Source organism: Streptomyces niveiscabiei, assembly GCF_001419795.1.
Lineage (GTDB): Bacteria > Actinomycetota > Actinomycetes > Streptomycetales > Streptomycetaceae > Streptomyces > Streptomyces niveiscabiei.
The window spans coordinates 1-12,829 of the sequence record NZ_LIRL01000111.1; the positions used below are offsets into that span (position 1 = coordinate 1).

Consider the following 12,829-nt stretch of genomic DNA (forward strand, 5'->3'; position numbering starts at 1 on the left):
GCCGCGCTCGCGCACGCGCGCACGGGATGGCCGTACGGGCCCCTCCTGCGCGACGAGATGCGCGCGGTGCCCGGCATCGGGTCGGCGGTGTGCGCGACCGGCGCGGTGACGGCGCTCGCGGTGGCCGTCGTCGGGCTGTGGGCGGTGCCCCTGTTCTGCGTGCCGCTGCTGCTCGCGCAGGTCGCGCTGCGCCGGTACGCGGCCGTCCGGGCCACCTACCGGCAGACCATCGCGTCCCTCGCGCGGGCCACCGAGATCGCCGGGTACACGCCCGCCGGGCACGCGCACCGCGTCGCCGCGCTCTGCCAGGCCGTCGGCCGGGAACTGGGGCTCAGCGAGGCCGAGTCGACCGTCCTGGAGTACGCCGCGCTGATGCACGACATCGGCCAGCTCAGCCTCGTCGACCCCGTCCCCGAGGGCGCGACCAGCGGCCTGCCGCCCGAGGAACAGCGCCGGATCGCGCTGCTCGGCGGGGCCGTCGTCCGGCAGACCGGCGCGGGCGCGCAGGTCGCCGCCGTCGTGGAGCGGCAGGCCGACCCGGGCGCAGACCGGCCCCGGGCCGCGCGGATCGTCCGGGTGGTCAACGCGTACGAGGAGAAGGCGCGCGCCTCGGGGCCGCTCAGCGCGCTGGAGGAGCTGCGGCTGGGGACGACGGGCGCCGGGTACGCGCCCGAGGTCGTCGCGGCGCTCGCGCGGGTGCTGTCCGGCGATCGGGGCGGGCCGTCATACCCCGGCCGTCCCTGGGTAACCCATGGGTAGGGAGCGCCCTTCCGGTCGTACATGGTTTGATGCGATGAGCAGAGGGTGTCAGGGGAACTGGCGGGTGGTGATGTGAGGATCTTCGGCAAGGGACGGCACCGGCCCTCCGCCTCCTGGCGGCAGGCCACCGATCGCGCGTTCACGCTGATCGGCGACGGGCGGTACGAGGACGCGGGAGCGCTCCTGACCCGCGCGGCCGATCTGGAACCCTGGCTGTCGGAGTCCTGGTTCAACCTGGCCCTCCTGCACAAGTTCCGGCACGACTGGGAACAGGCGCGGGCCGCCGGGCTGCGCGCCGTCGCCCTCCTCGACAAGGACGCGGGCGCCCCCGACTGGTGGAACGTCGGCATCGCCGCGACCGCCCTCCAGGACTGGCCGCTGGCCCGCCGCGCCTGGCAGGCGTACGGGCTCGACGTACCGGGCGGCTCCGGCTCCGCCGCCGAGCCCGTCGGCATGGACCTCGGCAGCGCCGCCGTCCGGCTCTCGCCCGAGGGCGAGGCCGAGGTGGTGTGGGGGCGGCGGCTGGACCCCGCGCGCGTCGAGGTGCTCTCCATCCCGCTGCCCTCCTCCGGGCGGCGCTGGGGCGAGGTCGTCCTGCACGACGGGGTGCCGCACGGCGAGCGGACCACCTCCGCCGGGCACTCCTACCCCGTCTTCGACGAGATCGAGCTGTGGGCGCCGTCGCCGGTGCCGACCTGGGTGGTGCTCCTGGAGGCGGCCACCGAGGCCGACCGGGACGCCCTCGAACAGCTCGCCGCCGACGCCGGGTTCGCGGCCGAGGACTGGTCGTCGTCCGTGCGGCTGCTGTGCCGCACGTGCTCCGAGTCGCGCATGCCGTCCGACGAGGGCGACGGGGAGCACCTCGACCCCCACGACCACAGCGAACCGGGCCAGCCGGGACCGCTCGGCCACCGCACCGACGGCCAGCTGTGGGTGCCGGAGCGCGAATGCGGGGTGGCCGCGCCGGCTTCACTGGTGGCGGGGCTGCTGGACGGGTGGGTCGCGGACAGTCCGGACACACGGGACTACCGGGACGTCGAAGAGGTCTGCTGAGACCGTCTGCCGGGTGCAGGAACGTTGTGGCTGGTCGCGCAGTTCCCCGCGCCCCTGAGGGGCGCGCTCCCCTTACCCTGTATCGAGCATTTTCCGCTTGTTTTCAGAGAGGCTTACGTCGTCATGGCGCAGCAGGACACCGATCAGCAGCACGCGGGCGTGCTCCCCGTGGACGACGAGGGCTTCGTCATCGACACCGAGGACAACGAGGCGCGTGAGGCCGCCTACCGCGAGCGCGGGACCTCGCTGCCCATCACCGTCGTCGGCAACCCGGTGCTGCACAAGGAGTGCAAGGACGTCACCGAGTTCGACGCGTCCCTGCTGAAGCTCGTCGACGACATGTTCGCCTCGCAGCGCACCGCCGAGGGCGTGGGCCTGGCCGCGAACCAGGTCGGGGTCGACCTGAAGGTGTTCGTCTACGACTGCCCGGACGACGACGGGGTCCGCCACACCGGCGTCGTCTGCAACCCGAAGCTCGTCGAGCTCCCCGCCGACAAGCGGCGCCTGGACGACGGCAACGAGGGCTGCCTGTCCGTGCCGACCGCATATGCCGAACTCGCGCGCCCCGACTACGCCGAGGTCACCGGCCAGGACGAGCGCGGCAACCCGATCAAGGTGCGCGGCACCGGCTTCTTCGCACGGTGTTTGCAGCACGAGACCGACCACCTGTACGGCTACCTCTACATCGACCGCCTCTCCAAGCGCGACCGCAAGGAGGCGCTGAAGCAGATGGCCGAGAACGAGCCCCGCTACCCCGTGGTCGCCAACGACTGACGCCCCCGCGCGCACCCCGCCGACGCCCGGCCCGGAACCCCCTCCGGCCGGGCGTCGCTCGTATGTCCCTCGCACGTCCGATCGCGTAAGCGCACCTTTTGATCCATAACCAGTCAGCCAGGGGTGGAATCTCATCATTCCGGGGTGGTGAAAGAAGCAAATCCGTTCCCAGAACGGTCAGTTGTGGTGCTGAATGGGAAGAGCGGGGATACGCAACGGCGCACGCCCGGCACAGCGGGAGGGGTGTGTGCGACAGGCGGCCGAGAGGGGTTGTTCGTGCCAGCTTTCCCACACAGCACCACATACAGCAGGACCGGTGCCGCGCGCGGTACCGCAAACCGCGTGCCGGAGACCGGCCCGGCGCCCGCGGTTCCGCCGTCGCTGAGTCTGCCGGTCGTCGAGGCGGAGTTTCCCCGCCTGCGGCATCCGTATTGGCCTCAGCTCCAAGGGAACACCCGGCGCTGGCTGCTGGAAAAGCGGCTCATGCCGCCGGACAAGGTCGCGGAATATGCCGACGGCTTGTGCTACACGGACTTGATGGCGTGCTACTACCTCGGCGCCCCCGACGCGGTCCTCCAGGCGATCGCCGACTACAGCGCGTGGTTCTTCGTCTGGGACGACCGCCACGACCGTGACATCGTGCACGGCCGCACCGCCTCCTGGCGGCGCCTGAAGTCCCTGCTCCACCAGGCCCTCGACGCCCCCGCGGCCCACCTGCACCACCAGGACCCGCTGGTCGCGGGCCTCGCCGACAGCGTCCTGCGGCTCTACGGCTTCCTGCCCGCGAGCTGGAACGCCCGCTTCGCCCGCCACTTCCACCAGGTGATCGACGCGTACGACCGCGAGTTCCGCAACCGCGTCGAGGCGCGCGTCCCGCCGGTCGAGGAATATCTCGCCCTCAGGCGCCTCACTTTCGCCCACTGGATATGGACGGACCTCCTGGAACCCGCCGCCGGAGTCCAGCTGCCGGACACCGTGCGGAAACACCCGGCATTCCGGCGGGCCGCACTGCTGAGCCAGGAATTCGCCGCCTGGTACAACGACCTCTGCTCGCTGCCGAAGGAAATAGCGGGCGACGAGGTCCACAACCTCGGAATCAGCCTCGTGGTCCACGAGGGACTGACACTTGAGGAATCCGTGGAGGAGCTCAGGAACCGAATACTGGAATGCATCGCCGATTTCCTCGCCGCCGAACGGGAGACACGCCGGTACGCGGACGGGATCGGCGACAAGGAAATCCGCGACGCCGTGCTCGTCTGCCTCGCGAACATGCGGAACTGGTTCGGTTCCGTCTACTGGTTCCACCACGAGTCCGGCCGCTACATGGTCGACAGCTGGGACGACCGGTCCACACCCCCCTATGTCGACAACGCGCCGGCGGGAGAGAAATAGATGACCCTCGAATCGGTACGGCCCGCCCCCGCCGAGGCGCCCCTCGCGGGCGGCGGGCTCCCCGTCCTCGGCCACGGCTGGAAACTGGCCCGCTCACCCCTCGCGTTCTTCTCCGGACTGCGCGACCACGGCGACGTCGTCCGGCTGAAACTCGGGCCGAAGACGGTGTACGCGGTCACCTCGCCGGAGCTGATCGGCGAGGTCGCCCTCAGCCCCGACTACATCATCGCCGGGCCCCTCTGGGAGTCGCTGGAGAGCCTCCTGGGCAAGCAGGGGGTCGCCACCGCCAACGGGCCCCTGCACCGGCGCCAGCGGCGCACGATACAGCCCGCGTTCCGGCTCGACGCGATACCCGGGTACGGGCCCGTCATGGAGGAGGAGGCGCGGGCCCTCGTCGAGCGGTGGCGCGGCGCCGAGAGCCTCGACGTCACCGCCGAGTCGTTCCGGGTCGCGACGCGGATCGCCGCGCGCTGCCTCATGCGCGGGAGCTACATGGACGAGCGGGCCGACCGGATCTGCGCGGACCTCGCGAGCCTCTTCCGCGGTATGTACCAGCGGATGGTGGTCCCCCTCGGACCGCTTTATCGCGTGCCGCTTCCGGCCAACCGCGAATTCAACCGGGCACTGGCCGATTTGCACCTCCTCGTCGACGAGATCGTCGCCGACCGGCGGGCCTCCGGTCAAAAGCCGGACGATTTGCTGACGGCTTTGCTGGAAGCCGTCGACGAGAATGGCGAACCCATCTCGGAACAGGAGATCCACGACCAGGTCATCGCGATACTCACACCGGGGAGCGAAACCGTCGGGTCCATGATCATGTCGCTGCTCCTGGTGCTCACCGAGTACCCCGAACACGCCGACAAGATCCGGGCCGAGGTGAAAAACGTGGTGGGCGACCGGCCCGTGGGATTCGACGACGTCCGCAGTCTGCCGTACACCGGGAATGTCGTCGTCGAGACCCTCCGCCTCTATCCGGCGGTATGGATTCTGACCCGCCGGGCGGTCGTCGCCACGACTCTGGGCGGATACGACATTCCCGCCGGCGCCGACATCGTCTACAGCCCCTACGCGGTCCAGCGGGACCCCCGCTCCTACCGCTCAGCGGAACTCTTCTCCCCCGACCGCTGGCTCCCCGGCGGCTCCGAAGAAGTCCCCAAATACGCGATGAGCCCCTTCAGCGTCGGCAACCGCAAGTGCCCCAGCGACCACTTCTCCATGGCGGAGATGACCCTCCTGACGGCCTCGATGGCGACGGCGTTCACCTTCGAGGAGACGGCGGGGTCCGACTCCCGTCACCGGATCGGCATCACCCTGCGGCCGAGGGACCTGCGCCTGCGGCCGATCGCCCGCTGACGGCAGCACGACGGCCCGGCACTCGGGGGAGTGCCGGGCCGTGCGCTGTGCTCTAGAAGTCCTCGTCCAGGTCGACCGTGCCCTCCACGGCGACCTGGTAGGCCGACGGGCGGCGCTCGAAGAAGTTCGTCAGCTCCTGGACGCCCTGGAGCTCCATGAAGGAGAACGGGTTCTCCGAGCCGTACACCGGGGCGAAGCCGAGGCGGACCAGGCGCTGGTCGGCGACGCACTCCAGGTAGGCGCGCATCGACTCGGTGTTCATGCCGGGCAGGCCCTCGCCGCACAGGTCGCGGGCGAACTGGAGCTCCGCCTCGACGGCCTCCGCCAGCATGTCCGTGACCTCCTTCTGGAGGACGTCGTCGAAGAGCTCGGGCTCCTCCTTGCGGACCGTGTCGACCACGTCGAACGCGAAGCTCATGTGCATCGTCTCGTCGCGGAAGACCCAGTTGGTGCCGGTCGCGAGGCCGTGCAGCAGGCCCCGGCTGCGGAACCAGTAGACGTACGCGAACGCGCCGTAGAAGAACAGGCCCTCGATGCACGCGGCGAAGCAGATCAGGTTCAGCAGGAAGCGGCGGCGGTCGGCCTGGGTCTGGAGGCTGTCCAGCTTCTCGACCTCGTTGATCCACTTGAAGCAGAACTCGGCCTTCTCGCGGATCGAGGGGATGTTCTCGACGGCGGCGAAGGCGGCGGCCCGGTCGTCCGGGTCGGGCAGGTACGTGTCCAGCAGCGTCAGATAGAACTGGACGTGCACGGCCTCCTCGAAGAGCTGGCGGCTCAGGTACAGCCGCGCCTCGGGGGAGTTGATGTGCTTGTACAGCGTCAGCACGAGGTTGTTCGCGACGATCGAGTCACCCGTCGCGAAGAACGCCACGAGCCGCCCGATGAGGTGCTGCTCCTCGGGGGACAGCTTCGCGAGGTCCGCGACGTCCGAGTGGAGGTCGACCTCCTCGACCGTCCACGTGTTCTTGATCGCGTCCCGGTAGCGCTCGTAGAAGTCCGGGTAGCGCATCGGGCGAAGCGTCAGCTCGAAGCCTGGGTCGAGCAGATTCTTCTTGGCCTCGGTGGTCATTACTGGCATGCCTCGCAGGACTCGGGGTTTTCGAGGGAGCAGGCGACCGCGTCGGGGTCGGGGGTGGCCTGCACGGGAACGGACGCCTGGGCGGCGCGGGCGATCCGGGTCGCCGGGCGCGAACGCAGGTAGTACGTCGTCTTCAGCCCGGACTTCCAGGCGTACGCGTACATCGAGGAGAGCTTGCCGATCGTCGGCGTCTCCAGGAACAGGTTCAGGGACTGCGCCTGGTCCAGGTACGGCGTACGGGCCGCCGCCATGTCGATCAGGCCGCGCTGCGGGATCTCCCACGCCGTGCGGTACAGCGCGCGGACGTCCTCGGGGATCCAGGCGAAGTCCTGCACCGAGCCGTTGGCCTCGCGCAGCGCCTCACGGGTGCGGGCGTCCCACACGCCGAGGTCTTTGAGGTCCTGCACCAGGTACGAGTTGACCTGGAGGAACTCCCCGGACAGCGTCTCGCGCTTGAACAGGTTGGACACCTGCGGCTCGATGCACTCGTACACACCGGCGATGGACGCGATGGTCGCGGTCGGCGCGATGGCCAGCAGCAGCGAGTTGCGCAGCCCGGTCGACGCGATCCGCTCGCGCAGCGCCGCCCAGCGCTCCGGCCAGGTGAACTCGACGCCGAAGTGGTCGGGGTGCAGCACGCCACGGGCCGTACGGGTCTTCTCCCAGGCTGGGAGGGGCCCGGACCGCTCGGCGAGGTCGGCGGACGCCTCGTACGCGGCGAGCATGATCCGCTCGGCGATCCGCGTGGACAGCTCCTTCGCCTCGGCCGAGTCGAACGGGATGCGCAGCTTGAAGAAGACGTCCTGGAGGCCCATCGCGCCCAGGCCCACCGGCCGCCACCGGGAGTTGGAGCGGCCCGCCTGCTCGGTCGGGTAGAAGTTGATGTCGACGACCCGGTCGAGGAACGTGACGGCCGTGCGGACGGTCTCGTCCAGCCGGTCCCAGTCGATGTCGCCGCCGGTGACGAACGCGCCCAGGTTCACCGAACCCAGGTTGCAGACGGCCGTCTCCCCGTCGTCCGTAACCTCCAGGATCTCCGTGCACAGGTTGGAGGAGTGGACCACGTGGCCCGGCTCGGCGGTCTGGTTCGCCGTGCGGTTCGCGGCGTCCTTGAACGTCATCCAGCCGTTGCCGGTCTGCGCGAGCGTGCGCATCATCCGGCCGTACAGGTCCCGCGCCGGGATCGTCTTCTTGGCGAGCCCGGCGGCCTCGGCCTTCCGGTACGCCGCGTCGAACTCCTCGCCCCACAGGTCGACCAGCTCGGGCACGTCGGACGGCGAGAACAGCGACCACTGCGCGTCCGCGTTCACCCGGCGCATGAACTCGTCCGGGATCCAGTGCGCGAGGTTCAGGTTGTGCGTACGGCGGGCGTCCTCGCCCGTGTTGTCCCGCAGCTCCAGGAACTCCTCGATGTCGGAGTGCCAGGTCTCCAGGTACACCGCCGCCGCGCCCTTGCGCCGCCCGCCCTGGTTCACGGCCGCGACACTCGCGTCCAGCGTCTTCAGGAACGGCACGATGCCGTTGGAGTGCCCGTTCGTGCCCCGGATCAGCGAACCCCGGGAGCGGATGCGGGAGTACGACAGGCCGATGCCGCCGGCGTGCTTCGACAGGCGGGCGACCTGGTGGTAGCGGTCGTAGATCGAGTCCAGCTCGTCCTTGGGGGAGTCCAGGAGGTAGCAGGACGACATCTGGGGGTGCCGGGTACCGGAGTTGAACAGCGTGGGGGAGGACGGCAGGTAGTCCAGGCGGCTCATCAGGCCGTACAGGGCGGCCACTTCGTCCAGCGCCCGTACGGTGTCGTCCTCGGCCAGGCCCGAGGCGACCCGGAGCAGGAAGTGCTGGGGCGTCTCGATCACCTTGCGGGTGATCGGGTGCCGCAGCAGGTAACGGCTGTGCAGGGTACGGAGGCCGAAGTAGCCGAAGCGGTCGTCGGCGGCCGGGTCGATCAGGCCGTCCAGCGCGGTCGCGTGCAGGCGCGCGAACTCCGCCGTGCGGTCCGCGATCAGGCCCTCGCGGTGGCCCACGGAGATCGACTCCGTGAACGTCGTCACACTCTGCGAGGCGGCCTCCTCGCGGATGCTGATCGTCAGCAGGCGGGCGGCGAGACGCGAGTACGCCGGGTCCTCCGAGATCAGGCCCGCGGCGGCCTCCGTCGCCAGTTCCCGCAGCTCGGCCTCGTCCGCCCGCGCGGAACGGCCCCGCAGGGCCGCGGCGGCGACCCGGCCGGGGTCCGCGTCGGGGAGGTCGGCGGTCAGCTCCGTCAGGGTCCGCAGCAGCGCGGTACCGGGACCGTCGGTTCCGGTCTCGACCGCCTGGACCTCTGAAGCCGGTTCGGCTGGCGCGATGGTCACGTGAGGCTCTCCCTCGCTCGGCAAGGGGCTCCGCGGGAGGGCATGGGGCAGCACGGACGCACGACACGTACGCGTCCCCGGCCCACTCCGCGAGGCCCGGACGTCAGGGCACGCCGAGCCGTCCCTTGGCACGGCTGGCGCTTGCTGCCGACAGGTCCTCGGACTGACTCCCGTGCGCGTATACGCACAAGTACACCGTTGCGGGACAGTTCCGGATTCCCACCGGATTCCCCTGCGACGACAGCGAGCATGAGCATACATCTAGTGCCGCCCTGTCAGGTCACCCCCAGATGTTGTGTCGCGTCGGCTTCGGAGCGTCAACTTGCGGGTGGGAACTGTGATGCCGGGCAGGGGGGTGGGGGTGCTGTCACCGACACAGCACCGCGCCCCTAGAAGTGCGCGACAGCGCATCTTCTAGGGGCGCGGGGAACTGCGCGACAAGCCACGACGGTGCCGCACCCGCCCGACGGCGTGGAGTGTCGAGCTAGTGGGCCGCTCCCGACGTCGCCGGGGGGAGTTCCGTCTGGACGCCCGGGTCGCCCGCGTCGGCCGTGTAGTCCTCCGGGCTCGTCTCGTCGATGCCGTCCGGCGCCTTCGCCGCGCGCAGGGCGAATGTCAGGATCACCGTCACCGCCACGTTCAGGACGAACGCCGTGAGGCCGATGTAGCCGATCTCACCGATGCCGGGGATCTCCTTCGAGCTGCCGCCGAAGTGCTTCTGCGTGGGGGAGGCCACGCCGTACGCGGCGATCGTGCCGTACAGCATGCCCACCGCCCAGCCGCCGAGCAGCGCCCAGCGGTGGAACCAGCGGGTGAACAGGCCGCCGACGAGGGCCGGGAAGGTCTGGAGGATCCAGATGCCGCCCAGGAGCTGGAAGTTGATGGCCACCGTCTTGTCCATGGTGAGGACGAAGACCAGGGCGCCCACCTTCACCAGGAGGGAGACCAGCTTGGAGACCTTCGTCTCCTGTTCCGGCGTCGCGTCGGGGCGGATGAAGTCCTTGTAGATGTTCCGGGTGAAGAGGTTCGCCGCGGCGATGGACATGATCGCGGCCGGAACCAGCGCCCCGATGCCGATCGCCGCGAAGGCGACGCCCGCGAACCAGTCGGGGAACATGTCCTCGAAGAGCTGGGGGATCGCCAGCTGCCCGTTGGAGACCTTCACGCCCGCCGCGATGGCCATGAAGCCGAGGAGGGCGAGCAGGCCGAGCATGAGGGAATACAGCGGCAGGATCGTCGTGTTGCGGCGGATGACCTCGCGGCTGCGGGAGGAGAGAGTCGCGGTGATCGAGTGGGGGTACATGAACAGCGCGAGGGCGGACCCCAGCGCGAGCGTCGCGTACGTCCACTGCGCACCCTGCGCCGGCACCAGCCCCCCGGCGCCCGCGGCCTCGTACTTCTCCCCGGCCTTCGTGAAGATCTCGTCGAACCCACCGAGCTTGATCGGGATGTAGATGATCGCCACGGTGATGACGATGTAGATCAGCGTGTCCTTGACGAACGCGATCAGCGCCGGCGCCCGCAGCCCCGAGGAGTACGTGTACGCGGCCAGCACGCCGAAGGCGATCAGCAGCGGCAGGTCCTTGACGAACCAGTTCGTGTCCTCGCCGCCCCCGACGCCCATGACGTCCAGGACCGCCTGGATGCCGACGAGCTGGAGCGCGATGTACGGCATGGTCGCGAGGATGCCGGTGAGGGCGACCGCGAGGGACAGCCCCTTCGAGCCGAACCGCCCGCGCACGAAGTCGGACGTGGTGACGTACCCGTGCTTGTGCGAGACGGACCACAGGCGGGGCAGGAACGTGAAGATCAGCGGGTACACGAGGATCGTGTACGGCACGGCGAAGAACCCGGCCGCGCCGGCCGCGTACACGGCCGCCGGAACCGCGACGAACGTGTACGCCGTGTAGAGGTCGCCGCCGAGCAGGAACCAGGTCACCCAGGTCCCGAACGAGCGCCCGCCCAGGCCCCATTCGTCGAGGGAGTGCTCGTTCTCCGCCTTGCGCCAGCGCGCCGCGAGGAACCCCATGACGGTGACCGCGAGGAAGAAGAAGATGAAGACGCCGAGCGCGACGCCGTTGACGCCGTCGTTCACTTCGACGCACCCCCCTTGCGGGCGCGCTGGTCACGCTGCCACAGCTTGTACGCGGTCATGGTCAGCCCGGTCGAGACGACGACCCACAGCATCTGGTACCAGTAGAAGAACGGGATACCGGCGAACCGCGGGTTCACATCGGCATACGACCCGACCCACAGCAGCGCCACGAACGGCGCGAACAGGCAGAGGGCGATGACGACGCGCACGGGCGTCACCACCGGGTCCCCTGCCTTCGGTGGGGTCTCTGACATCGGCGGCTCCGTCCCCTCGCTGAGATCACCAGTGATCACCACTGCAATGCGCAGGCAATCTAAGTGACGGATAAGCGCAGCGGAAGCCCTGCCGGAGGATCGTCCTGAAGCTGTGCTACTCCACCGGCCGCTTCAGACGGGCCACGAACTTGTACCGGTCCCCCCGCCACACCGACCGCACCCACTCCACGGGTTCCCCCCGCAGGTCCAGGGAGTGCCGGGACAGCATGAGCATCGGCAGCCCCACGTCCGTGCCGAGGAGCCCCGCCTCGCGCGGCGTCGCGAGCGCCGTCTCGATGGTCTCCTCGGCCTCGGCGAGCCGTACGTCGTACACCTCGGCGAGGGCGGTGTACAGGGACGTGTACTTGACGAGGGAGCGGCGCAGGGCCGGGAAGCGCTTGGCGCTGAGGTGGGCCGTCTCTATGGCCATCGGCTCCCCGTTGGCCATGCGCAGGCGCTCGATGCGCAGGACCCGGCCGCCGGGCGTGATGTCGAGGAGCTCGGCGAGGCGGTCGTCGGCGGTGACGTACCCGATGTCGACGATCTGCGAGGTCGGCTCCAGGCCCTGCGCGTGCATGTCCTCGGTGTACGAGGTGAGCTGGAGCGCCTGGGACACCTTGGGCTTCGCGACGAACGTGCCCTTGCCCTGGATGCGTTCGAGCCGGCCCTCGACGACGAGTTCCTGGAGGGCCTGGCGGACGGTCGTGCGGGACGTGTCGAACTCGGCCGCGAGCGTGCGCTCCGGCGGGACGGCCGTACCGGGTGCCTGCGTCTGGGTGATGTCCAGCAGATGCTTCTTCAGACGGTAGTACTTGGGCACACGCGCGGTACGGACGGTCGCTCCACCCTCGTTCTCCGCACTGCTGACGTCGGTGCTCATGGCCCGCCTTCCCGGCTCGCACGGGCCGACCTCCCGTCGGCCGCGGCACCCCATCGTGGCACGGGATCGTGTGTGCGGGTGCCCGTACGGGCAGGTCGGTTCCGGTCCGGGCCGGTAAGAACTCCCTGCGTACGGCGTCCCGGGCCTTGACACGGCCTTTGGTCCGGTCCAAGCTCGCGATGCTGGTCTACACCATTCGTGCGCCATTCGGAGGGCGGCCTTGGCGGAGACGACTGTGACCCGGGACGCGCTCGCCGTCCTCCAGCCCGGCTTCACCGGGACGACCGCCCCCGACTGGCTGCTGCGCCGCCTCGACGAGGGCCTCGCCGCCGTCGGCCTCTTCGCCCGCAACATCGCAGGTACCCGGCAACTCGCCGACCTCACCGCCGAGTTGCGCAAGGTCCGGCCCGATGTGGTGATCGCCGTCGACGAGGAGGGCGGGGACGTCACCCGCCTCGAAGCGCGCCGGGGGTCCTCCTTCCCCGGCAGCCTCGCGCTCGGCACCGTCGACGACACCGGCCTCACCCGAGCCGTCGCCGCCGAGCTGGGGCGCCGGCTCGCCGAGTGCGGGGTCACCCTCGACTGGGCGCCCTCGGCGGACGTCAACACCGACCCCGGCAACCCCGTCATCGGCGTCCGCTCCTTCGGCGCCGACCCGGCGCTGGTCGCCCGGCACACCGCCGCGTACGTCACCGGGCTCCAGTCCGCCGGGGTCGCCGCCTGCGCCAAGCACTTCCCCGGGCACGGGGACACGTCCGTCGACTCCCACGAGTCGCTGCCGCGTATCGACGTCCCCTACGAGACGCTCGCCGCCCGCGACCTGCCGCCCTTCCGCGCCGC

The 12,829-nt window shown here is 70.1% G+C and carries 11 protein-coding genes and 1 riboswitch; of the genes, 6 read left to right on the plus strand and 5 right to left on the minus strand.

Features of this window, described 5'->3' with window-relative positions:
* The 5 genes from AOK24_RS06595 to AOK24_RS06615 all read left to right on the plus strand — a co-directional run.
* Positions 1-759: HD-GYP domain-containing protein (locus tag AOK24_RS06595; RefSeq protein WP_338060929.1), on the plus strand; the 759-nt coding region annotated here is incomplete at its 5' end.
* A 72-nt stretch (positions 760-831) separates the two neighbouring features.
* Complete coding sequence (locus AOK24_RS06600) at positions 832-1,812, plus strand: tetratricopeptide repeat protein (RefSeq protein WP_055719114.1); 981 nt, start codon at positions 832-834, stop codon at positions 1,810-1,812.
* 123 nt (positions 1,813-1,935) lie between these two features.
* On the plus strand, positions 1,936-2,586 hold the full coding sequence (def, locus tag AOK24_RS06605) for a peptide deformylase (protein ID WP_055719115.1): 651 nt from the start codon (positions 1,936-1,938) through the stop codon (positions 2,584-2,586).
* 342 nt (positions 2,587-2,928) lie between these two features.
* On the plus strand, positions 2,929-3,978 hold the full coding sequence (locus tag AOK24_RS06610) for a terpene synthase family protein (RefSeq protein ID WP_055719116.1): 1,050 nt from the start codon (positions 2,929-2,931) through the stop codon (positions 3,976-3,978).
* On the plus strand, positions 3,979-5,331 hold the full coding sequence (locus AOK24_RS06615; RefSeq protein ID WP_055719117.1) for a bifunctional albaflavenone monooxygenase/terpene synthase: 1,353 nt from the start codon (positions 3,979-3,981) through the stop codon (positions 5,329-5,331).
* A gap of 52 nt (positions 5,332-5,383) precedes the next feature.
* Here AOK24_RS06615 and AOK24_RS06620 read toward each other — a convergent pair whose 3' ends face one another.
* The 5 genes from AOK24_RS06620 to AOK24_RS06640 all read right to left on the minus strand — a co-directional run bounded on the left by AOK24_RS06620 (position 5,384) and on the right by AOK24_RS06640 (position 11,989).
* On the minus strand, positions 5,384-6,400 hold the full coding sequence (locus AOK24_RS06620) for a ribonucleotide-diphosphate reductase subunit beta (RefSeq protein WP_055719118.1): 1,017 nt from the start codon (positions 6,398-6,400) through the stop codon (positions 5,384-5,386).
* A complete protein-coding gene (locus AOK24_RS06625) occupies positions 6,400-8,760 on the minus strand; it encodes a ribonucleoside-diphosphate reductase subunit alpha (protein ID WP_055719119.1) in 2,361 nt (786 codons plus the stop codon). Before AOK24_RS06625 ends, AOK24_RS06620 begins: the two co-directional genes overlap by 1 nt.
* Before the next feature lie 132 nt (positions 8,761-8,892).
* Positions 8,893-9,017: riboswitch (cobalamin riboswitch) on the minus strand.
* Positions 9,018-9,244: 227 nt separating this feature from the next.
* Positions 9,245-10,855: a monocarboxylate uptake permease MctP gene (gene mctP / locus AOK24_RS06630; protein ID WP_055719120.1), complete on the minus strand. Its 1,611-nt coding sequence runs from the start codon at positions 10,853-10,855 to the stop codon at positions 9,245-9,247.
* Positions 10,852-11,109, minus strand: coding sequence for a DUF3311 domain-containing protein (locus tag AOK24_RS06635; RefSeq protein WP_055719121.1), 258 nt, complete (start codon positions 11,107-11,109; stop codon positions 10,852-10,854). The genes mctP and AOK24_RS06635 overlap by 4 nt, the downstream gene beginning before the upstream one ends.
* A 115-nt stretch (positions 11,110-11,224) precedes the next feature.
* Entirely contained in the window at positions 11,225-11,989 is a 765-nt protein-coding gene (locus AOK24_RS06640) for a GntR family transcriptional regulator (RefSeq protein ID WP_055719122.1), read from the minus strand.
* Positions 11,990-12,209: 220 nt separating this feature from the next.
* On the opposite strand from AOK24_RS06640, the gene AOK24_RS06645 reads away from it, so the two are divergent.
* Positions 12,210-12,829, plus strand: a 620-nt coding sequence (locus tag AOK24_RS06645; RefSeq protein ID WP_276206820.1) for a glycoside hydrolase family 3 N-terminal domain-containing protein, incomplete at its 3' end; no start/stop codon positions are given.